17 protein-coding genes and 1 tRNA gene are annotated in these 20,995 nt (G+C 65.4%); 7 read left to right on the top strand and 11 right to left on the bottom strand.

Annotated features, from left to right (window positions below; translation table 11 throughout):
• The first annotated feature begins 207 nt into the window (after nt 1-207).
• The 4 genes from ACQPXG_RS45175 (at nt 208) to ACQPXG_RS45160 (ending at nt 6,645) form a co-directional block, all read left to right on the top strand.
• Nucleotides 208-1,671 (top strand): PIN-like domain-containing protein, encoded by a 1,464-nt coding sequence (locus tag ACQPXG_RS45175; RefSeq protein ID WP_433465296.1) that lies wholly within the window; start codon nt 208-210, stop codon nt 1,669-1,671.
• 96 nt (nt 1,672-1,767) lie between these two features.
• Nucleotides 1,768-4,290, top strand: coding sequence for an ATP-binding protein (locus ACQPXG_RS45170; protein WP_433465295.1), 2,523 nt, complete (start codon nt 1,768-1,770; stop codon nt 4,288-4,290).
• Nucleotides 4,287-6,044, top strand: a complete 1,758-nt coding sequence (locus ACQPXG_RS45165; protein WP_433465294.1) for a DEAD/DEAH box helicase family protein — start codon at nt 4,287-4,289, stop codon at nt 6,042-6,044. Before ACQPXG_RS45170 ends, ACQPXG_RS45165 begins: the two co-directional genes overlap by 4 nt.
• A gap of 16 nt (nt 6,045-6,060) precedes the next feature.
• Nucleotides 6,061-6,645, top strand: coding sequence for a hypothetical protein (locus ACQPXG_RS45160; protein ID WP_433465293.1), 585 nt, complete (start codon nt 6,061-6,063; stop codon nt 6,643-6,645).
• Nucleotides 6,646-6,860: 215 nt separating this feature from the next.
• Here ACQPXG_RS45160 and ACQPXG_RS45155 read toward each other — a convergent pair whose 3' ends face one another.
• Nucleotides 6,861-7,166 (bottom strand): DUF397 domain-containing protein, encoded by a 306-nt coding sequence (locus ACQPXG_RS45155; protein ID WP_433465292.1) that lies wholly within the window; start codon nt 7,164-7,166, stop codon nt 6,861-6,863.
• Nucleotides 7,159-8,007 carry a helix-turn-helix domain-containing protein gene (locus ACQPXG_RS45150; RefSeq protein ID WP_433465291.1) on the bottom strand — a complete coding sequence of 283 codons (849 nt, stop codon included), beginning with the start codon at nt 8,005-8,007 and terminating at the stop codon, nt 7,159-7,161. The genes ACQPXG_RS45155 and ACQPXG_RS45150 overlap by 8 nt, the downstream gene beginning before the upstream one ends.
• A gap of 306 nt (nt 8,008-8,313) precedes the next feature.
• On the opposite strand from ACQPXG_RS45150, the gene ACQPXG_RS45145 reads away from it, so the two are divergent.
• Nucleotides 8,314-8,877, top strand: a complete 564-nt coding sequence (locus ACQPXG_RS45145) for an ATP-binding protein (RefSeq protein WP_433465290.1) — start codon at nt 8,314-8,316, stop codon at nt 8,875-8,877.
• Between the two features lie 922 nt (nt 8,878-9,799).
• Here ACQPXG_RS45145 and ACQPXG_RS45140 read toward each other — a convergent pair.
• The 6 genes from ACQPXG_RS45140 to ACQPXG_RS45115 form a co-directional block, all read right to left on the bottom strand.
• Complete coding sequence (locus ACQPXG_RS45140) at nt 9,800-10,465, bottom strand: class I SAM-dependent methyltransferase (protein ID WP_433465289.1); 666 nt, start codon at nt 10,463-10,465, stop codon at nt 9,800-9,802.
• A gap of 136 nt (nt 10,466-10,601) precedes the next feature.
• Nucleotides 10,602-11,060, bottom strand: a complete 459-nt coding sequence (locus tag ACQPXG_RS45135) for a glycine-rich domain-containing protein (protein WP_433465288.1) — start codon at nt 11,058-11,060, stop codon at nt 10,602-10,604.
• Nucleotides 11,061-11,231: 171 nt separating this feature from the next.
• The gene (locus tag ACQPXG_RS45130) at nt 11,232-12,494 is read right to left on the bottom strand and encodes a helix-turn-helix transcriptional regulator (RefSeq protein WP_433465287.1); all 1,263 of its coding nucleotides are present in this window, start codon (nt 12,492-12,494) and stop codon (nt 11,232-11,234) included.
• 316 nt (nt 12,495-12,810) lie between these two features.
• A tRNA-Pro gene (locus tag ACQPXG_RS45125) sits at nt 12,811-12,884 on the bottom strand.
• A 76-nt stretch (nt 12,885-12,960) separates the two neighbouring features.
• Complete coding sequence (locus ACQPXG_RS45120; RefSeq protein ID WP_433465286.1) at nt 12,961-13,548, bottom strand: class I SAM-dependent methyltransferase; 588 nt, start codon at nt 13,546-13,548, stop codon at nt 12,961-12,963.
• Nucleotides 13,545-14,444: a metallophosphoesterase gene (locus tag ACQPXG_RS45115; RefSeq protein WP_433465285.1), complete on the bottom strand. Its 900-nt coding sequence runs from the start codon at nt 14,442-14,444 to the stop codon at nt 13,545-13,547. Before ACQPXG_RS45115 ends, ACQPXG_RS45120 begins: the two co-directional genes overlap by 4 nt.
• Before the next feature lie 93 nt (nt 14,445-14,537).
• Between ACQPXG_RS45115 and ACQPXG_RS45110 the strand changes: the two genes are divergently transcribed.
• A complete protein-coding gene (locus ACQPXG_RS45110) occupies nt 14,538-14,990 on the top strand; it encodes a GatB/YqeY domain-containing protein (RefSeq protein ID WP_433465284.1) in 453 nt (150 codons plus the stop codon).
• A 48-nt stretch (nt 14,991-15,038) separates the two neighbouring features.
• Here ACQPXG_RS45110 and ACQPXG_RS45105 read toward each other — a convergent pair whose 3' ends face one another.
• Nucleotides 15,039-17,363 (bottom strand): penicillin-binding protein, encoded by a 2,325-nt coding sequence (locus ACQPXG_RS45105; RefSeq protein WP_433465283.1) that lies wholly within the window; start codon nt 17,361-17,363, stop codon nt 15,039-15,041.
• Between the two features lie 325 nt (nt 17,364-17,688).
• Here ACQPXG_RS45105 and ACQPXG_RS45100 point away from each other — a divergent pair, with 325 nt between their 5' ends.
• A complete protein-coding gene (locus tag ACQPXG_RS45100; protein ID WP_433465282.1) occupies nt 17,689-18,006 on the top strand; it encodes a WhiB family transcriptional regulator in 318 nt (105 codons plus the stop codon).
• 482 nt (nt 18,007-18,488) lie between these two features.
• On the opposite strand, the gene ACQPXG_RS45095 is transcribed toward ACQPXG_RS45100, so the two are convergent.
• Together ACQPXG_RS45095 and ACQPXG_RS45090 are read right to left on the bottom strand one after the other, a co-directional pair.
• Entirely contained in the window at nt 18,489-19,646 is a 1,158-nt protein-coding gene (locus ACQPXG_RS45095) for an ArsA family ATPase (protein ID WP_433465281.1), read from the bottom strand.
• 181 nt (nt 19,647-19,827) lie between these two features.
• A complete protein-coding gene (locus ACQPXG_RS45090; RefSeq protein ID WP_433465280.1) occupies nt 19,828-20,823 on the bottom strand; it encodes an ArsA-related P-loop ATPase in 996 nt (331 codons plus the stop codon).
• Between the last annotated feature and the right edge of the window lie 172 nt (nt 20,824-20,995).

The following is a 20,995-nucleotide window of genomic DNA, read 5'->3' as shown; positions in this document are numbered from 1 at the left end:
GCTGCGAAACCCGAGGGTAAGCGCCACGAGACAGAACAAAACGCCCAAATTTAGCACTATCCGTACATCAGCCCCGGAAGTCACACGGCGGGTTCAGGCTCAGCATCCACAGTGCTGCTTCTGCCGCGGTACGTGCACCTACCGATGACTTCCGTTGAAACTTCTTGACCGCGTGGTGGTCAGAGCGGGAGGCTTTCCCCTGACAGGATGGGGATTCACGTGACTGATCGGGCAAGCAGTCAGCCGCCGTTGTTGCTGGAGCGGTATCAGGCGTGGCTCGAGCCGGACGGCACGGGGGCTGCGGCAAAGCTTCAGCCCTTCCTTACCAGCGGGCTCATAGTGCTCGACACGAATGTTCTGCTCGACCTCTACCGGTACACGCCACAGGCCCGGGGCCAGATCCTCGACGCCCTGCAACTGGTCTCCTCCCGGCTCTGGCTACCTCACCAGGTTGGCCTGGAATTCGTCAGAGGCCGGTGGGGAGTCGTAGCAGACCGTACTGACCAGCTCCGCAGAGCTAAGTCGCATCTCGACCCTCACTTCCGGGAGGCGTGGAGGAACGTCCAGCAAGCGCTCAGACGCGTGCATGCCCTTCTCGGCAGGTTCGCCGCGGACGAGTCCGGTCAGGCTGAGCTAGATAAGTTGATCAATGCATCTGGATTCGATGAGCTGATCAGGCCGTGGCGGGGGGCGCTCGGGGAGCATATAGACGCGCTGAAGAACGCTCAGGACGTCATGCTCAACGACATCGTCTCGGGCACCGACCCAATTCTCCCCCAGGTAGCAGCGCTGTACGGTGATCGCGTCGGCCCCCAGCCAGCCGAGGAGGAGATCCAGCAGCTCGTGGAGCACGCTGTGGGATACCGCTACCCGAACAAGATCCCTCCAGGCTTCAGGGATATGAGCAAGGACACTCCGCTTCTCGCCGCAGGCGACTATCTCCTCTGGGAGCAAGTAATTGCTCACGTGGGTCGCTCGGCGACGCAGGAGCGGGTTCTCATTGTCTCCGGCGACGTAAAGGACGATTGGTATGAACCGCGCGGAATAGAATCAGGCTCGCCGAGGCCGTGGCCCTCCCTAATTCAGGAGTTCCGCAGCCGCACCCGTACCGACTTGCTCGTGGTGGAGAGCAAGTCGTTCTTCCAGGGAGTCGCCGAGGTCCTGGACGCAAAGATCACCGCCAGCACGGTCGAGGAGATTAGCCGTACCACTGAGGCCCGAGATGAGGCGAAGGACGAGTTCGAAGGGCCTGTGACAGCCGAGGACGCGGCTGCTCTGCCACCCCCGGAGGGGACGGCCCTTGCCGCATACAGGGCCGCTCACCTCTCCAGCTCCGTGATCAGGGACGCCGTCACCAGCAGCAGCTACCGCATGTTCCAGTGGTGGCTGATCGGTGCTACCGAGGAGTTCGGCCTTCGCAAACGCGGCCCAGGCGAGCCGCCGGTGGACCTGGTCGCCCTCTCCGCAGACAGGCTGCCTCCAGCTCCTGACTGGATTCTGGCCAATGTGCTGCGTCATGGAGAGGTTCCGACGCCCAGCACAACCTGGATCGCACCGTGGATGGTGCAGGTCATCGAGATGTCCCCGAGGGCGGATCGTGCGTCGGTCCTGCGGCTTGCCCGCCGGCAACTGGTCAACAGAGCCGAAGGAGATCCTTCAGTGGGCGAGTAGACAACTTTAGTATCGAAATAGGGGACAGCTCGGCTACCGAGTAGGACAATTTCCGCAGCGCCGCATCCTCACGCCTTCACCTCAAGGACCCCTCAGATGGCCCACAAGCTGCTTGACATTACGCCAACACCCGAAGTCTTGTTCGCGCTCACCCGCACACCAATCACCCCTCTCGATGCACTGAGCGAGCTCATCGACAACGCCATCGACTCATTTCGGGCGGCTGAGATCGCTGGAACGCCGTCCCCCGTACGCCACGTGGTAATCGAAGTGCCCGGCCCTAGCCAGGTCGAGCGCGGTGAGGGGTGCATCCGAGTTCGTGACACCGGCCTGGGCCTGACGAGCGACCAAATCGCCAACGCGATGCGCGCCGGCTACACCTCGAAGAATCATTTCGATACCCTCGGCCTCTTCGGCATGGGTTTTAACATCGCCACCGGAAAGATTGGCCGGACAACTCAAGTAATCTCCGCGCGGGCCGAGGACGACCACGCTATCCGCGTTACGCTCGACCTTCCTGAACTGGTGCGCAGCCGCGCCTTCGAGGTGAAGGCCGAAGAGATCAGTAAGCCGGCAGGGCTCGAGCACGGCACCGTCGTGGAAGTGCGGGGGTGGTGGCCTAAGGGAGACGCCAACCACGGTTTCATTCGCGAGGTCGCGCGGATTACGAAAAAGACGCTCCGTGAGCGAGTCGGCCGACGGTACGCGACGATCTTGCGTGGCGCCTCCGATCAGGACGTACGGATTACTCTCAACGGTGAGGCATGCCGTGCCTTTGAGCATTGTGTCTGGGACGAGAGCCGTTTTGTCGAGCGTGCGTCTTATGGGCGCATCCCAGCTTTTATCTCTGTCGAGGAGGAAGTCGGGCGCTCCCACCGCTGCCTCCACGACGGTGTGGACTTCCGCGGCGCAGAGGTTTGCCCCCGGTGCCATCGTTCGGAAAGCCGCGAGATCATCCAGCGCGTGCATGGCTGGGTAGGCATCCAGCGATTCGACGACAAGGACAGGTTCGGGATCGATCTCATCCGCAATGGCCGTGCGATCCGGGCGAACGAGAAGGAGGCATTCTTTGTCTACCAGGACCCCACGACGGGTATAAGTGAGCGCGAGTACCCGGTAGATGGGCAGTACGGGCGCATCGTTGGCGAAATACATTTGGATCACGTTCCCGTAGACTTTCAGAAGCAAAACTTCCAAACTAGCAGTCAGGAGTGGCTCGACGCCCTCGAGCTTCTCCGAGGAAAGTCGCTGCTCCCTAGTAAATGGTCCGACGGAGAACAGAACGCAACCCCAGTAGCCAGACTATTCTCCGGCTACCGGAAGGTGCGCAATTTTGGGCGCGCCGACATGTATATGGGCGTGTATAACAGCGCCAAGGGCAAAGGTGCTAGAATCTCGCGCGAGATCGAAAAGCAGTTTTACGAGCGTTTCTTGGATCGTGAGCCTGGGTACTATGACGATGCCCGCTGGTGGGACTTGGTAGAGACGGCTAACGAACCTCCTATCGAAGAACTTCCCGAATGCCCGTCATGTGCTTTTCAGAACATTAAGACCGCCGAATCCTGTCAAGGGTGCGGAGAAGTTCTTATCGGCAGGTCTTGCTTGAACTCCGACTGTGGCCGCAGAATCCTCCGCTCCGCGGAAACCTGTCCGCACTGCGGTACCGAACAGAATCCAGAAGTCCAGTTCCCCTGGAAGTGTGCGTTCTGTCAAGCCGACAACAAGCCTGGTGAGGAGCGATGCGGCACTTGCGGCAGCCCTGAAGGAACCCCTCATCCTGCCTCGTCTGAGGTCCTTCGTGAGCGATCCGATGAGTTGACTGCGCTCGGCGCGTCATCGCTTATAGTGACCCTGAGTAGTGGGAAAACTACCACACCAATCGACATTGCCGTACGCGGTGTTTACCAGCCCATCATCGCTGCCTACGGTCACCCGCCAGTGCCGTTGGTGACCGAGATCAAACCTAGCTTTCTTACGCTGTTTATGGATCTTTCCCATGCAGTGTTCGCCAGCAGCGGACTGCGTCCTGAGTACCTGATCGCTTCCGAAGCAGCTCAATACCTCTACCAACTCCACCCAGAGCTGCACGGGAAGCCGGGCCATACCGTTACCGCGCTGACCACCGACCTGCTGATGCAAGGTTGGGGCGACGCGGTTACTGACAATCCAGAAACCGTGCGCGAGGAGATCCGGCAGCTGTTCGACGACATCACAGGGAGAATCCTGGACATCCCCGAAGCCCGTGACTTCTATGATGAGCTTTCGGAAGCGGATCAGATGACCATGGCTCAGGAGATGGTTAGTGCGGGAGTCGACCTGGCAGAGCTCGGCAGCCTCAAGACCGGCGGTTACCTGAAATACTGTTCCCGCGGTGTCATCGCCAACTTCTTCGGCAAGCACCCGCCCCCCTGGTTCGGTGGCCGAGTTTGGACTGACGCTTGGCCCAGTGAAACAGAGCTGGGCATGGTTATCGCCGCCAAGCTTCAGGACGAACTGGGCCTCAAGTACCTCAGCTGCCTCCAGGACTGCGCCTCCTACCTACGTTACGAGCGTCCCGAACAGCTCCTGGTCGTCCGTGCCCGCGCTGCTGTCGAGTTCCTCACCAGCAAGCTGTCATGACCGTCGCTCACCGCTTCGTCAACGATCTTCTTATCGCCGACAGCAGCTGGCAGGGGTTCGAACGAACGATCGAGCGTCTTCTCATCACCCGAGGCTATGAGGCAGTCCAACGGGTTGGCGCCTCTGGTGACGGCGGAGCCGATGTGATTGCGACCTTGAACGGGCAGCGCTGGCTGTTTCAAGTAAAGCGCTGGCGGTATCCCGTCGGCCCCAGCGTGGTAGCTGAAACGCTAGCCGCCTGCCGTCGCTATGACGCCGCCATTCCTGTTATCGTCGGCTTAAATGGCTTTGAGGCATCGGTGCATTCGCAGCGCAACCAACTCGCTGCTAGTGGCATACCTCTGCAACTATGGGACCGGCGTGTTCTTGCCAAGCAAGCTGCCTTGGTTCCCAATGAGCCCCTGTCCCAGCGTTCCCCCGACCAATTTTCACTGCGCGCTTACCAGGCACAGGCCGTTGATCGGATTATGAACGAGCATCTGGCCGGTAGCCGTAGCGCCCTCGTCGTGCTTGCCACTGGGTTGGGCAAGACTTTTGTCGCCGCTGAATTCTATCAGCGTTATGCCAAACTTAGGCCGAAATCCAAGACCCTGGTATTAGCCCATCGCAATGAGTTAGTATACCAACTCGAGCGAGCTTTCTGGCCGATGCTCCCGGCCGACGCGGCGACCGGTGTGTGGAATGGATTCGAACGCCCCGGCCATGACGCTCTGGCCGGTCTGGATGTCGTCTTTGCTTGCGTCGACAGCGTCGCTAGCGCCGTCAACTCCGGCCGTGAGCTTCCGGGGTTCGGCCTCGTCTTCGTGGACGAATGCCACCACTTGGGCACAACGGCCTATGACACGGTGCTCTCCGACTTGTCGGCAGGTGATGGCGGTGCATTCCTCGTCGGGATGACCGCGACCCCTTGGCGGCCGGACGGTAAGGCACTGAGCAGGTGGTTCGACTCGCCGGTCGTCGACATCGACCTCATCCGCGGTCTGCGCGAAGGGTATCTGTCCAACGTCGATTACCGCATGTACACCGACAATATCAACTGGGAAGCGCTCGCCCAGGGCATTTTGAGGGAGGGGCCGACCCTCTCTCCGAGAGGAATCAATCGGACGCTGTTCATCGAGGAATGGGACGATGCCGTCGTTACACGCCTCGCCGAGGCGTGGCGTGAACAGCCGAAGCCACGGGGGATCGTCTTCTGCGGCACCATCGATCACGCTGAACGGATAGCAGCCAGGATCAACGCTCTCGGCTTTACCCGGGCCGAGGTGATCGCGTCCAAGACCAGCAGCGGTAAGCCCATGGACATCCCTAGCCGGAGCCGCATCCTTTGGGATTTTGCTGATGGCCGGACCGGCCTTCTATGCGCCGTCGACATCCTCAACGAAGGTGTGGACGTCCCTGACGTCAACATCGTGGTCTTCCAGAGGGTCACTCACAGCCGCCGCATCTTTGTCCAGCAGCTCGGACGAGGGCTCCGCCTTGCACCGGGCAAGGAACGAGTCCTCGTCCTGGACTTCGTATCTGACATCCGGCGCTTTGCCGCAGGCCTTGACCTGCAGGATCAGCTGCCTGCTAACGACACTCTCGGTCCCCGCGTCCGCCTTGGAAGCAAGGTCACCTTCATGCATGCCACATCTACGGACCAGCCCGCCGCTGACTTCTTGCGGGAGTGGCTCGGTGACGTAGCGGCTGCACAAGATGCAGGAGAAGATTCTCACGTTCTCCGGTATCCTCCGGGAATGACCCAAGGTAGGTGAGATTCGGGGGGTTACCGTGACACCGCTGAACGACTGGAACAGGCTGAAGCCCGACGCTGAGCTCGCCGTCCAGGAGCTTCACACGCAGCTCAGCTCCAGCCGGTCACCCCAGGACTTGATTGACTCCTATCTGTATGCCAAGCGGCTTCTCGCCGAAGCTATGCAGGCGTTCGTCCGTATCGATCTTGACGGACGGAATGAGACGTTCCACGACCTGCGGGCTCGCCTCCAGAAGGAGATGCTTGACCGCTACAGCAACCTGCTGCCTGACCGCTACCTGAAGCTTCCTTACGGCACTCGCGTCCACGAGGAGCTGTTCACTCTGCTTCTTCAGCGCCTCGGGCAGCCTGTGCAAGCTGCATTCCTTCGCATAGTGACCGCCGACTCCGTTCATGCCGAGCGTCGTATCCGCGAGCTCCGCGAGCTGGGCATCGACATCCGCACATCGAAGGAAAACGGCTACGACTTCTACATGCTCGGCAGCCTGAACATCGACGTGAGCTTTCTTTCTACCATCGTCGGAAACAAGATCAAGAAGGACAAGTCTCTCGAAGAGACTGAGCGGAAGGAATACCTGGAGGCTGTTGGGTACTCCAAGTAACTTTCGCAGGTCCGAACGGCAATCTCGCCGCCCACCTAGCCGCGAGCTGTGCGTCGCCGAGGTAGCCCTATAGTGGATGCTTCCCCAGACACTAATTAGGTCATAACAGGAGCGACGCTGCCCTTCTTGGACGAACGACCGTCTTTTCATGGTTCCTCCCCCTGTCGCAGCAGAGGGACACGAGTGCTTGTTGAGGGCAGGGCCTTCTGTGCAGCTCACCGTCGGTCGAAGGCTCCAGCCTTGATCCGGTGCCTGAGCCTCCGCCAGGCCGGACCTTCGAGGATGAGCTTCGAACCTTCCGGATCCTTGGAGTCCCGCATGGCCACGTAACCGCCGACGCCTGCTAGCTCGACGCGCTGATCGGTCGTCTGCTGGCTGTGACTGCTCTTTAGGGTTAGCCAAGCTGACCGGTTAAGATCTCGAGACGCGACTGTAGCGGGCAAGGTGGCGACTTCCACGCAGTTCTCACCGCTGGTGCTGTAGGAGGAGCGACGCCATGCAAGGCGGGGACCCTCACCCATCCGTGATCTCCCTTGCAGCACGTTCGATGCGTGCTTCCGACTCGTCCGAAGACATGGCCATTTCGGATAGTTCGTCGAAGACCACCCTACGACGGCCGACGTCGTCTTCGGACTCCAGGTAGATGTCACCACCAGGGGTCTCCAGGTAGGCGATGTCTGGGTCGATGCCGACTTCGAAGGTCAGGACGACGAAACCGCCATTTAGTCCGGGATGACGTCCGCGATCGAACGGGAGCACCCGCAGTTCCACGTGTGGACGGCGGGAGTCGGTGAGCAAGGAGTCGAACTGGGCTCGCATGGTCTCGGCACTGCCCATCCTGCGATGCAGGATTGCCTCGTCGAGGACGACGTGAAGCTCGGGTGCGTTGGGCCGACTCAGGATCGATCGCCTCGTCATGCGTGCAGCGACACGGCGCTCGGCCTCCGCAGCGTCAGAGGTGAATGCCATCACGACCTCCCGCGCATAGTCGGGTGTCTGGAGCAGACCAGGGACCACCTGCGGTTGCCACTCGCGGATCTGGGACGCCTCGTCCTCGAGCGAGAGGTATGTGCCGGCGAAGATGTCGCGGTAGGCCGTCCACCAGCCGCGCTTCCACGCGTCCTTGGCGAGTTGCAGCAGTGCATCGCGTTGGGGGCTGGTGACGCCGTAGAGATCCATGGCCGCGTTGAGGTCGTTGCCGCTGGCCTTGGTGAGAGCCCGCTCGATCCGCATGACCTTCTGGCGACTCCAGGCCAGCCTTTGGGCGACGTCCTCCGGCCGCAGGCCGGCATGTTCGCGCAGTTCACGTAGCTCTCTTGCAAGCCGACGGCCGCGAACTGTTGGACTGTGTGGCTGCACCATGAGCGGCAGTCTGCCCGCCTCGTCCGGTTGGGAGCAGGACCTTACGGCAACTCCTTAAGTGAAAACTTCAAAGTCATTGTGATCATGAACTGTACAGAGTCACTATGGCACGGCAACGCACTGCGATCGATGGATCACGGTGAGAGAGAAGGCGGCGAGGCGGCCTGCGCCCACGGCTGGCCAGCTCGACAGAGCTGGTCGGGACGAAGCGGAGGGACTGCTGCGTCGGCCTAGAATCGCGCGGCCGGGCCATGGATTGGAGCCCCTGCCCGGCCGCGCGTCCTCACCCTCGAAAGGGAGGTACAGATGAGGATAGCTTCGAGGGCGGTGGCTCCGCCCTCCCCGAAGGGCGCTGAGGGTCCCTCACACGTCGTCGGGAAGTCCGGCCAGAGCGAACCGTTCGTCAGAACGAACTCAGACGGGACCCTGGCATTTCCCGTGCCGCCGAAAACCCACCGGGTCACGGACGACGGGGCGAGCACAGAATCGGACAGAGACGGTCGTGTGTGGCGAGTCGAGGTGCCCGGAGCGGCCGAGGCGATACCTCTACTGCGTCGATGGGTGCACCTGCTACTGGACGACGAGCTGGCCGAGGCATTCGAGCTGATTGTCAGTGAGTACGGCACGAATGCGCTGTGGCACACGGCCAGCAGCCGACCCGACGGCCGGATCAGGGCAGAGCTCAGGATCAGCAGTCAGCAGACGTGCCTCACGGTCCTGGACGATGGCCCCGCTCCTGCTCGGAGCGATCGGAGCGCAGATCCGGCAGAGCACGGACGCGGATTGCTCCTGGTGGACGCATACGCCGATGAGACCGGCCAGTACGACGGCGCCGACGGCCACGCCATCTGGGCACTGATCAGACGCTGAGACCAGGACGCGCGCCGCATTCACGTGACGCGCGTCCTTCGCCGACCATCCTGGCCGACTCGTCGTGCGGGCGGTGACCGTCCCCCCCGGTTTCACCGTCCGCACGACATTTCAACAGGCCGTCTTGGCCATCCATCACCTGACGAGTGTGCTCGCCGCGCGCTTGCGTGGAGGTGACGTAGTGACTCTTCAAGATCCTTTCGCCCGGCCCGGCGGAATTCCCTACCGGCTGACCGCCGAGTGTCGTAACAGTCTGGTGGTGGAGAACGACCTCGACCTGGCCGTCGCATGGCTGCAGCGACGGTATCCAGACCTATGCCTTTGGCGGGGCGAGTACACCGGCTCTATCTGGGCCCTGCTGCCCGGTCAGCTAATTGAGGCAAAGAACGCCATCGATCTCGCCCGCCGTATCGACGCGATATTCGAGCGCCCAACCTTCCGGGACGCCAGAGACTGCCACGTCCAGCAGGAAAAGGCGCCCCCTCGCACACCCGACGGGGCCTGGCACGGCCTAGGTCGGCAGCCACCTCTTGCAGCCGGTCGGCTCCCGCCCACGGACACAGCGACGAGCCGCCGACGCGACGGCCTTCTCGGCCGTCTACTCGCCGGTTGTCGCCGCATCCTGCTGAGAGAAGCACGATTGGTGGCCCAAGTGCGCTGAGGCGGTACCGAACTTCGTCGAGCACTCGACCAGGACTCCCCCAACAGGACCGGTGAGACCCAACGCCGCTCTCAGCTATGCGAAGCGCTGCCATTGCGGACGGCGAGGGACCAGTCCGCCGTTCTTCCGGCATGCCGCACACGAAGCTCGGCGACCGTCAGCGAATCCTGGAAGACCTGGATCCCCATCGGGGACCGCGGCGACAGATACCCCCTAGAGGTGAGTTCACTGCCCCTGTCCCGTTGCTGCTGCTTCAGGGGTCTACACGCGGTGCGCTTGCGTTATGAGGGTGCTCACGTGGTCCGGGGTCGGAGATGGCTCTAGGTGGGACGTGATCTTCACGAAGCCGTGGGTGCGGAGGATGGTCGTCCAAGCGTCGGGTTCGTAGGACCAGCGGTAGAGCCACACTTGGGGGCCGGTGAGTCCGGCGCCATAGATGCCTTGGATGCCGTAGGAGCCGGGGACGGCCGGGGCGTGGGAGAAGACCAGCTTGCCGCCAGGGTTTAGGCGGGCGTGGATGAGCGGAAGCAGGTCGTCGGGGTTAGTGAACCAGACCGCGCCCCAGATGGAGTAGATGGCATCCCAGCGCTGGTCCGTGGCGGTGAGATAGTCGATGACGTCGGCGTGTTCGAAGCGGGCTGAGGGAAGGTGGCCCCAGCGGCTCCTGGCGCGTTGGCACTGGGTCTCAGAGATGTCGATCCCGGTGGCGGTGATGCCCTTGGTTGCCAGGGCCGCTACGGCGTCGCCTCGGCCTGAGCCGAGTTCTAGGGCGGTGAGCGGGTCGCCGAGCAGTTCGTCGCTTGGACCGTGACCGGGGTACTGCGTCCAGCCGAAGGCGTTCTTGAGGGCCTCTTCTGGCGCTTCGTCCGTGACGCCCTCGGCGTAGTGATCCCAGTAGCTGGTGCGGTCGTTGACGCTGGTCGGCATCTGTGGGCCCCTCAGGAGTGGGTGGTGGGACCCGTGTCACGGTAGCTGCGGAGCGGGAAGAACACTGCTAATTGCGTCTTCAAGATGCGGCAAGGGGCCGACGCCTCTGCGGCGCCGGCCCCTCCGTGGGATGTGGTCAGTGGCAGTTGCTGCCGGGGTAGCAGGGGGTGCACTTGGCGAAGTCGGCCTCCCACAGCGGCCAGTCGATCGCGAACCCGTTGGCCTCGATGATGTGGGCCGTCCGCTCGACGGAACCGTCGTGCTTGAACTCGATCGCCGGGATGTGCTCCAGGAAGCGGCCGAAGTGCCGGTCGCAGAACTCGCGGTAGTTGCGGGTGTCGAGGATGAATCCGTGGACGGCGGTGTCGACCAGCGGGCCGCAGCCGATCTCCAGGTTCTCGCCCCACTTCTCCATCGCGGTGATGAGGTAGGCGACGGCCTGCCCGTACAGACGTTCGGCCATCACGGTGTCGAAGGGGTGGTCGCGGACGAGGAGGGCGATCTGCCGCCCCCACACTTGCGGGTCGACGTATGACTTGGGGTCTCTGGGCTTGGTGCCCGTCCGGTTGACGTCCTGAACGGTTCCGGTGGTCATGGTGGGCCTCCTGGAGCGAGTGACCTGCCGTGAGTTCGGCGGTCTTGGCATCACTGTCGGCCGGTTTGGGTGACGTGAGGAGGCCGGCGTGCAGGTCGTGGACGCGGTGTGCATCTTCTGCACACCCTCTGGGACACGGCCGGGTGTTCGGCTTACGGTCGAAGGTTGAGGTTAGGGAATGCCGCAGCGGGCGGCCAGGCCTCGGAGTTCTGGGGACGTTCGGCCGGAGACCAGGAGGCTGGTTACCTGGTCGCGGACGGCCTGGCGGGAGTGCGTTTCTTGAGGGGCCGCGCGTTCTGCGTGCAGGAGTGCCTGTAGGCACTGGTCACGGCGTCCCCACATCCCATACGCGCGGGCGATGTCGGTGAAGTAGCGGGCTCGACGTTCGAGTGTCGGTAGAGACCGAGGCGTGAGCTTACGGGCGGCTGCGATCGCGGCAGCGGGGTCGCCCGCGGCGTACTCGGCGGAGATGAGATGGAGTTGGACCGCGGTGGAACTGAAGCCTCCACCGTGGTCGCGTAGGAGCACCCCTCTGCCGAGTTGTGCTGCGGTCGCTGCTGCTTGTTCTGTCAGCTGTCGCATGCCGGAACGGTCACCAGCGTGGGCGGCGGTGTACGCGGCTGACATCACCAAAAGGCCGCGCTCGGCGGTGAGTGTGGAGTCATGGCCTCGGAGCATCTCGCCTTCGGCCATGTCCAGTGCGATCTGCGTCGCTTGGGCGTGCCATCCCGCGCGGCGAGCCAGCACGGCGAGGTTACGTGCTGCTTCGCCGGCCGCCAGTGGGCTGCCGGACGTGGCAGCGAAGGTCTGGGCTCGGTCGGCTGCGATCCAGCCAAGCTGATCGTCCAGCTTGATCATGATTCTCGTGACGAGGTTGTACGTTTCGGCAAGGACGGGGGAAGCTGTTTCTCCTGCAGAGCGTCCGCTGGAGATCAGACGGGGCAGGGCGTCCGCGAGTCGGTTGTACTGGCAGTCGTCGTAGTCACGGATCGCCGCTCTGAGTGCGGGGCGGAGTTGGTGCGGCGGTGTGGGACAGCCCGGGTGGCCGGTTCCGAGCATGGCGTCGCGGACACGAGCCAGTAGGAAGGCTCGCGTATTGGCTTCGGGGCCGGCCGCTGCCACGACGGCGGCACGGGCCGGTGCGCTAGCGGCGGCAGCCGTGACCGCGAGGCCGGTCAACAGTTGGCGGCGCCGCACATCGTCCTCCGCAGGTGGGTGGATCGTCACCGTAGCGGTGATGCCCAGTGCGGTCGGAGTGATCTCTAGAACTTCGGCGAGGCGGCGGAGGGTGGATAAGTCGTCCAGAGCCTGGGCGCCGGTCTCCAGGCGGGAGATGGTGGAGCGGGAGCAGTGGAGGCATTCGGCAAGGTCGCCCTGTGTCCAGCCGCGGGCGACTCTGGCAGACCGGACGAGCATGCCGAGGCTCGGGCTCATGGTTGCCCCCGGATCAGAGGAACGAGCTCGGGAGAGTTATGCCCGCCGAGGGGCTAGTCCCAGCCATGGTGAGGTGACCGTGGCTGGGACGGTTGCATCCGTCCGGGCCGTGTTGGGTGGCTCGCTGGTGGTGTCGCGAGAGTGTGGACGGAGGTCCGGGTTTGAACGGTGGAGGGACGAGGCGGTTGTCTCTCGGTGCTGGTGGGGGACGGACGGTGTCCGTGGGTGGCGGCAGGGTTCGCGGACGAATGGCGGACAAAAGATCTTGAGGCCGGTCTCCCTAAGGGAGATCCGGCCTCTGACCTGCATCTTTGTGTCGGGGTGGCGGGATTTGAACCCACGACCTCTTCGTCCCGAACGAAGCGCGCTGCCAAGCTGCGCTACACCCCGGTGGTGGCTGCCCGGGAGGTCGTACGTTCTCCCGGCGCCTAGTCCACCTTAGCGGATGCCGGGGGGTGCTGCGTCCCTATTTACGGGCTGTGAAGCCGGTCACGGCGCCGGAGCGGGTGAGGTCTATGTCGGTCAGGCCGGCCGCCGTCAGCCAGGATTCCAGGTCGGTCATTGTGCCTGGGTTGCCGAAGCTGCCTTGGCGTTGGAGGACGCGGATCAGCGGGTCGCGGCCAGCGCCTCGGACGATGGTCGTGCCGCGGAGGGTGCCGCCGGGGCGTAGGACGCGGGCCAGTTCGCCGATGGCCGCGGCCGGGTCCGGGAGGCAGTGGAGGCCGTTGTAGGTGAGGCAGGCGTCGAAGGTGGAGGGGCCGAAGGGGAGGGCGTAGATGTCTGCCTGGAGGAGGGTGTTCGTTTTGCGGCGGGCCCGCTTGAGCATTGTGCCGGAGAGGTCGGCGGCCACGTGGCGGGGGTTCTTGTCGACGGCTATGCCGCCGCCGCAGGGGATGTCGAGGGTGAGGGCGGACGGGTCCTGGGCGGCGATCGACTGGCGTAGGTGGTCTATGTCGTAGTTCCAGAGGAGGCGCGCCGCTATGCGGGAGACGACGGGGCTCTGGACGGCGCGGTCGTAGTAGGTGGCGGAGAGGCGGTCGGTCTTCCAGTTCACCGGCGGGGGACGAGGGTCAGGAGGGACGCCTCGGGCGGGCAGCAGAAGCGCATGGGGGCCTTCGGGGACGTGCCCAGGCCGGCGGAGACGTGCAGCCACGAGCTGCGGTGCCGGTGGAGGCCCTTCACGCGGGGGCGGTCGATGCCGCAGTTGGTGGCCAGGGCGCCGTAGAAGGGGACGCATACCTGGCCGCCGTGGGTGTGGCCGGCGAGGAGGAGGTCGTAGCCGTCGGCGGTGAAGCGGTCGAGGTTGCGCGGTTCGGGTGAGTGCATGACGCCGAGGTGGACGTCGGCCTGGGGGTCGACCGGGCCGGCGATCTTGTCATAGCGGTCGCGGCTGATGTGGGAGTCGTCGATGCCGCCGAACTCGATGTCCAGTTCGCCCACCTTGAGGCGGCCGATGCGGTTGTTGAGGTCGAGCCAGCCGGCGGCCTGGAGGGACGAGCCGAGCTCGCGGTACGGGAGGTCGGGCTCGCGGCGGCGACGGTCGTAGTCGGACTTGCTCGTCCGCCAGATGTAGCGAAGGGGGTTCTTGAGGACCGGGGAGTACAGGTCGTTGGAGCCGTAGACGAAGACGCCGGGACGGTCGAGGAGGGGGCCGAGGGCGTCCAGGAAGGGGCCGATGGCGTCGCGGTGGGAGATGGTGTCACCGGTGTTGACGACCAGGTCGGGTTCGAGGGCGTCCAGGGAGCGGACCCAGTGGATCAGGCGGGACCGGCCGGGGGTGAGGTGGGCGTCGGAGATGTGCAGGATCTTCACCGGGGGGCGGCCGGGCGGCAGCACCGGCACGTCGAAGCGGCGGAGGCGGAACCAGTTCCGCTCGATCACCGAGGCGTACCCGAAGGTCGCGGCGCCCGCGCCCAGCAGTCCCAGGGGCACGGCGTAGATCTTTCGCACGGCTCTCCCTTCTGAGAGGTCCATGCTTTCAGAGATGTGCACCGCGCGGTAATCCTGATGAGGCAGAAGGTGCCGGAAGGGCATGATGTGAGCATGACCTTGAAGGAGAAGCTGGAGACCGATCTCTCGACCGCGATGAAGGCGCGCGACGAGGTGCGCACCCGCACCCTGCGGATGGCGCTGACGGCGGTGAAGACCGAGGAGGTCGCCGGCAAGCAGTCACGTGAGCTGTCCGACGACGATGTCGTGAAGGTGCTCACCCGGGAGGCGAAGAAGCGCCGCGAGGCCGCGACCGCGTTCGGTGACGCGGGACGCGAGGAGCAGGCGCAGGCCGAGCGGGACGAGGGCGCGGTGCTGGACGAGTACCTTCCCGCGCAGCTGACCGACGAGGAGCTGACGGCGCTGGTGGCGGACGCCATCGCCGAGTCGGGCGCGACGGGGCCGCGCGCGATGGGGCAGGTCATGAAGTCGGTGAACCCGAAGGTTGCCGGGCGTGCCGAGGGCGGCCGCGTCGCCGCCGAGGTGAAGCGCCAGCTCGCGCAGTGAGGCGGACGCAAGTGAAAGGGCCCGGCGTGATGCCGGGCCCTTTTCGCGTCAGTTGCCCCAGGGCGGTGTCTGGTTGTTCGGACGCCCGTGTCCACCGTCGGGTTTCTTCCCGCTGCTCACGTACAGGATGACGGTGCTGCCGGGCGGGACCTCGGTGCCCGCGTCCGGCGAGGAGGACACGACCGTCCCCCTCGGTTGGTCGGAGTCGACCGAGCCGGACGCCACCTTCACCTTCAGGTCGGCGCCCCTGAGCTTGGCGGTGGCGGCGGCGATCGTGTCGCCCTTCACCTCCGGGACGCGGGTGGTGTCGCCGAAGTCGCGGGACGGAGTCTGGAAGCCGGGCGCGGGCTTGCCGGACAGCGCGTTGCGCATGGACTGCTGCCACATCCCGCCGGGGATGTCCGCGCCGTAGACGCCGTAGACCTTGTACTGCCAGGGGCCTCGGAAGTCCCAGTAGGAGGTGGCGGCAGCGAGGTTCGGGGTGAAGCCGGCGAAAACCGCGCAGGTGAACTCTTCACAGGTGCCGGTCTTGCCGGCGGCGGGACGGCCGATGCCGCGTCCGGCCGCGGTGCCCTGGGTCAGGACGCCCTGCAGGATCGAGTTGACCTTGTCGGCGACGGCCTGGTCGACGGCCTGGTGGCAGTCCTGCTTGGGCAGCTTGAGCTTCTTGCCCTCGGGGTCGACCACCTCCGTCACCGAGATGGGGGCGCAGTACTTGCCGCGGGCGGCGAACCCGGCGTACGCGGCGGCGAGGTGCACCATGTCGATGTCGTTGACGCCGAGGACCTGGGACGGGAGCGGCAGCAGCGGGTTGCCGTTGGCCTGCTTCATCCCGAACTTCTCGGCCATCTTGACGGCGTTGCAGACGCCGACGCGCTTCTCCAGGACGGCGTAGAAGGTGTTGACCGAGTGCCAGGTGCCGGTCTTGAGGTTGAAGTTGCCCTTCTCGCTGTCGCCGGCGTTGGACAGGGTCCAGGGGCCGCCGCCGAGCATGCCGTTGTCGACCTTCTTGCCCTGGTACATCCCGGTGTAGCGGCACGACTGGAAGCCGCCGACCGTGGTCGTCTGCGGCGAGTTGATCGTCGTGCTGACCGGAATGCCCTGGTCGAGGGCGGCGGCGAGGGTGAAGACCTTGAACGTCGAGCCCGCCGAGACTCCGTTGCCGCCGCCGTGCCTGGAGTCTGCGGGAAGGTTGATCGTCGTCCGGCCCTTGCCGGGGCCGAACCGCTTGCTCAGCCCGATCGCGCGGACCTTGCCGGTGCCGGGCTCGACCATCGCCTCGGCGCCGACGCGGTTGCCGCCGGGGGCGACGGTGCCGCGCAGCGCCCTGTCGACGGAGTGCTGGTCCTCCATGTCGAGCGTGGTGCGGATGGTGTAGCCGCCCCGGTTCAGCTTGTTGACGATGTTCTCCTGCTGCTTCGGCTTGAGCTCCCAGTACTTGCCGTCAGACAGGATGTTGAGCATGTCGTACTTCACGTACTCGCAGAAGTACGGCGCCTTGCTCGACTCGCAGCCGCCGACCGGGTCGGTGCGGTTGAGTTCGATCGGCTTGGCGGCCTCGGTGTCCGCCTGCGCCTTGCTGATGTGCCCGAGCTGCGCCATCCGGTAGAGGACGACGTCGCGCCGCTTGCGCGCGTCGATCGGGTTGCGGATGGGGTCGTAGGCCGTGGGGTTCTGGGTGATGCCGGCCAGCAGCGCGGCCTGGCCGAGCTTCAGTTTGTTCGCGGGGATGCTGAAGTACCGCTTGGACGCCGCCTGGACGCCGTACGCACCGGCGCTGAAGTAGGCGACGTTCATGTAGCCCTCGAGGATCTGGTCCTTCGTCATCCGCTGCTCGATGTCGAGGGCGAAGCGGAGCTCGCGGAGCTTGCGTCCGACCGTGGGCGCGGTGGCCTCGCGGTACTCCTGCTCCGTCTTGGCGCTGTCGACCAGGAGGTTCTTGACGTACTGCTGGGTGAGGGTGGAGCCGCCCTGCGTCGACTCGGACTCGACGTTGGACGCCATCGCGCGGATGGTGCCCTTGAGGTCGAGCGCGCCGTGCTCGTAGAACCGGGAGTCCTCGATGTCGACCATCGCCTGGCGCATGATGGGGTTGACCTGGTCGAGCCGGACGGACTCGCGGTACTTGTCGAAGAACGTGGCGACCTGCTTGCCGTTCCCGTCGTACATCACCGTCTTCTCGGACGGTGGTGTCGTCTTGAGCTGGCTGTCCATGTCCTCGAAGTTGTTCGCTGCGTCACGGGCGGTGAGCCCGGCGCTGCCGACCGCGGGCAGGGCGATCAGCGCGACGATGAGGCCCGCCACCACGCCGGCCCCGAGGAGCCTGAAGAGTGTGGAGGCGGCCTTGACCCGATCCGTATTCGCAACGCGCACGGGGTCTAGGGTACGCGGGACGAGCAGTGCATTAGGGACAGGTCCCCCGGGCCTGCGCTTTCCGGGCCCGGTGATCAGGAAGTTCGTCCGTTATGCCCTCATGATGGCAACCTGCTCCGTGTCTGGCGCGTCAACTACAGGTAACTAGTCCGTTCCGGCGGTATGGCCCCGGTGGGCTATATCGAGAATGGGCCCATCGGGGGCTGTTGAAACGTCTCCCGCTTCCGTAAGTTCTTCCCCACGGCTTTCGTTTGGCGGCCTGACGTCCGCGCCCGTCCGGCCAAGGAGCGCAAATCGACACAGACCCTAGGGGAGTGGGGCCAAGATGTGGATCACGGATTGGACCGCCCGCGCCGCCTGCCGTAACGCGGATCCGGACGCCCTGTTCGTACAGGGAGCGGCGCAGAACCGGGCCAAGATGATCTGCCGCGGTTGCCCGGTGCGTACAGAGTGTCTCGCCGACGCTCTCGACAACCGGATCGAGTTCGGCGTCTGGGGCGGGATGACCGAGCGTGAGCGCCGTGCGCTGCTGCGGCGGCGACCGGACGTGCGATCGTGGCGCGAGCTGCTGGAGACCGCGAAGGACGAGTACGAGCGGTCGGTCGAGGTTGACGACGAAGAAGAGGAACTCGTCGCCAGTTGACCCGATGGGCCGAACGGCCCGTCCGGCAGAGGTACAGCACAGACCAATAAGAAGCGTGTCGCAGGCCCGTACCGCCTTTCCCGGTACGGGCCTCGGTCGCGTCCTGTGCGTCGCGGTTGATCGCCGCACCGCCCGGACTCGGCGGCACGGCTGATCGTCGGTCCCGCCCGCCGTCCGCCGTGCGGCTGATCGGCTCACGTCACCGCCTTCCGCGGCGCGCTGATCGACTGCGTCATCACGCTCCGTGTGGTCAATGATCGTCCCCGTGAGGGCGCGCCGCGCGTGCTCGGTGCCGCTGACCCGCACGACCTCGACCCGTCCGGCGCGAATGTGATCCCGTGGTGCGGGCGCACACGAGCCAGAACCGCGGCCGCCGGTTTCGCGTTCGTCCGATCAACGCCGTGTGAAAGCATTCCCGCAGGTCAAGGCGCAGCAAGGGCAGCCTTGGCGATGCCAAGGACGTGGTCAGCGCGTTGTGCGGGTCAGGCTGCCGTCGGGGACGAGGTGGGGGCGGCCAGGTCTTCGCCGACCTGGCGCAGGCCCTCCAGGTCGTGAACGTCCTCCGCCTGGGCGGGGACCGCAGTGACCGGGACGGTCGGGTGCGTGGACGCGAAGTGGTCGCGGAGGCGTTCCTCGCGGGCGGCCAGCTGCATCCGGTCGGTGTGCATGCGAAGCAGGGCGGCGGTCAGCGTGTGCTCACCGCGCTCCTCCAGCGTCTCGGCGGCGGCCTGGCTGCGGGCGGCGGACACCGTGTCGTCCGCGGATTCGTGGACGCGGTTGACCACGAGCCCGGCGAGCGGCATGCGCTCCTCGGCGAGACGCTCGACGAAGTACGACGCCTCGCGGAGCGCGTCCGGCTCGGGCGCGGCGACGACGAGGAACGCGGTGCCCGGGGTCTGCAGCAGCCTGAAGGTCTTCTCGGCGCGCTCGCGGAACCCGCCGAACATCGTGTCGAACGCGGCGACGAAGGTCTGCACGTCCCGCAGCAGCTGGACGCCGAGGACCTTGTTGATGACGCCCGTGAACATGCCGAACCCGGCGCTGATCACCTTCACGCCGAAGCGGCCGCCCGTCTTGGCCGGGGCCGCGAGGATCTTCATGAAGCGGCCGTCCAGGAAGCGGCCCATCCGCTCGGGTGCGTCCAGGAAGTCCAGCGCGTTGCGGGACGGCGGGGTGTCGACGACGATCAGGTCCCAGGCGCCGGAGCGGTGCAGCTGCCCGAGCTTCTCCATCGCCATGTACTCCTGCGTGCCCGACAGGCTGGACGACAGCGACTGGTAGAAGGGGTTGGCGAGGATCTGCTTCGCCCGGTCCGGGTCGGCGTGCGCCTCGACGATCTCGTCGAAGGTCCGCTTCATGTCGAGCATCATGGCGTGCAGCTCGCCGTCGCCGTCGACCTCGATCTTGCGCGGGTTGTTGTCCAGCTCGGACAGGCCCATCGACTGGGCGAGCCGGCGCGCCGGGTCCACGGTGAGGACGACCACGTCCCGTCCCCGTTCGGCGGCGCGGACACCGAGCGCCGCCGCCGTGGTCGTCTTGCCGACGCCGCCCGAACCGCAGCACACGATGATCTTCGTGCGGGGGTCGTCGAGCAGCCCGTCGACGTCCAGTGCCGGAGGGTTCTTGCCCGTCGGGCTCATCGCTTCACCTCCGCCGTCTGGTGGACGGCCACGTCGTCCCAGAGCCCGTGGTCACCATCGGGCGCGACCCAGGAAACGCCGGGCGCGCTGAGCGACACCCAGGACACGCCGCGGCCCGGCCGACCGGGCGCGCTTCGCACATCGGCCGGGACGTCGAGGGGGCGGGGAGCGGGCTGAGGGATCATGCGGCGCCTTGGGTGCGGAGGGCGGCGGCGAGGTCGTAGAGGCCGGCGAGGTCCATGCCGTCCGAGAGGAGCGGGAGGGTGTAGCGGGGGCGGTCGATCGACTCCAGGCGTTCCTTCTCGCGGCGCTGGAGGGCGGTGCGGCGGGCGTGGTCGGCGGCCTCGGCGGCGAGGACGGCGGCGATCGACTCGGCGTCGTGCTCAAGGCCGGCGGCCTTCACGCCGCGGAGGATCTCGTCGGCGTCCAGGGTGCCCGCGGCGGCCGCGGCGAGGTCGTCCTCGGCGAGGACGGGCGGGTGCTCCATGTTGACGATGACGCCGCCGATCGGGAGCCCGACCTCGGTGAGGTCGCGGATGCCGTCCATCGTCTCCTGGACGGGCATCTCCTCCAGGAGTGTGACGAAATGCACGGCGGTCTCGGGGCTGCGGACGACCTTCATCACGGTGTCGGCGTGGTTCCGGACGGGGCCGACCTTGGCGAGACCGGAGACCTCGTCGTTGACGTTCAGGAACTTCGTGATGCGGCCGGTGGGCGGAGCGTCCATCACGACGGCGTCGTAGATGAAGGAGCCGTCCTTCTTCCGGCGGCGCACCGACTCGGACGTCTTGCCGGTGAGGATGACGTCGCGCAGGCCGGGCGCGATGGTGGTGACGAAGTCGACGATGCCGAGCTTGGTCATCGCCTTACCGGCGCGCTTGAGGTTGTAGAACATTTCGAGGTACTCGATGAGCGCCTCTTCGGTGTCGATGGCGAGCGCGTAGACGTCCCCGCCGCCGGGGGCGACGGCGACACGGCGTTCCTCGTACGGGAGGGGCGGGCAGTCGAAGAGCTGGGCGATGCCCTGGCGCCCCTCGACCTCGACGAGCAGGACCTTGCGGCCTCCGGCGGCCAGGGCAAGGGCGAGGGCGGCCGCGACGGTCGTCTTGCCCGTGCCGCCCTTCCCGGTGACCACATGGAGGCGTACGCCGTCCCAGTCGGTGTCTCTCGCGCTCACCCGATCGACCATATCGTTCACTCGGCAAACACTTGAGAGGGCCGCGGCCCTCATGCAAGTGATCCCTGACACGGTTCCGCCGCCCGGACGTTGTCATCCGGCCTGCCCGCGCGGTTAGCTGGAAAACGCGAACCGTTCTCCGGACGGTTCCGTCTGAATCTCACAGGTTCAG

It is taken from the genome of Spirillospora sp. CA-128828, assembly GCF_050945415.1.
Lineage (GTDB): Bacteria > Actinomycetota > Actinomycetes > Streptosporangiales > Streptosporangiaceae > Spirillospora.
The sequence above is the reverse complement of the archived record's forward strand: the minus strand, read 5'-3'. Positions and strand labels throughout refer to the sequence as shown.

What these genes read in the sequence shown, in the direction of transcription:
- ACQPXG_RS45100 (WP_433465282.1), top strand. Translation starts at nt 17,689, where the DNA reads ATGTGGATCACGGATTGGACCGCCCGCGCCGCCTGCCGTAACGCGGAT.
- ACQPXG_RS45155 (WP_433465292.1), bottom strand. Translation starts at nt 7,166, where the DNA reads ATGGGTGAGGGTCCCCGCCTTGCATGGCGTCGCTCCTCCTACAGCACC.
- ACQPXG_RS45130 (WP_433465287.1), bottom strand. Translation starts at nt 12,494, where the DNA reads ATGAGCCCGAGCCTCGGCATGCTCGTCCGGTCTGCCAGAGTCGCCCGC.
- ACQPXG_RS45135 (WP_433465288.1), bottom strand. Translation starts at nt 11,060, where the DNA reads ATGACCACCGGAACCGTTCAGGACGTCAACCGGACGGGCACCAAGCCC.
- ACQPXG_RS45095 (WP_433465281.1), bottom strand. Translation starts at nt 19,646, where the DNA reads ATGAGCCCGACGGGCAAGAACCCTCCGGCACTGGACGTCGACGGGCTG.
- ACQPXG_RS45110 (WP_433465284.1), top strand. Translation starts at nt 14,538, where the DNA reads ATGACCTTGAAGGAGAAGCTGGAGACCGATCTCTCGACCGCGATGAAG.
- ACQPXG_RS45145 (WP_433465290.1), top strand. Translation starts at nt 8,314, where the DNA reads ATGAGGATAGCTTCGAGGGCGGTGGCTCCGCCCTCCCCGAAGGGCGCT.
- ACQPXG_RS45150 (WP_433465291.1), bottom strand. Translation starts at nt 8,007, where the DNA reads ATGGTGCAGCCACACAGTCCAACAGTTCGCGGCCGTCGGCTTGCAAGA.
- ACQPXG_RS45140 (WP_433465289.1), bottom strand. Translation starts at nt 10,465, where the DNA reads ATGCCGACCAGCGTCAACGACCGCACCAGCTACTGGGATCACTACGCC.
- ACQPXG_RS45175 (WP_433465296.1), top strand. Translation starts at nt 208, where the DNA reads ATGGGGATTCACGTGACTGATCGGGCAAGCAGTCAGCCGCCGTTGTTG.
- ACQPXG_RS45170 (WP_433465295.1), top strand. Translation starts at nt 1,768, where the DNA reads ATGGCCCACAAGCTGCTTGACATTACGCCAACACCCGAAGTCTTGTTC.
- ACQPXG_RS45165 (WP_433465294.1), top strand. Translation starts at nt 4,287, where the DNA reads ATGACCGTCGCTCACCGCTTCGTCAACGATCTTCTTATCGCCGACAGC.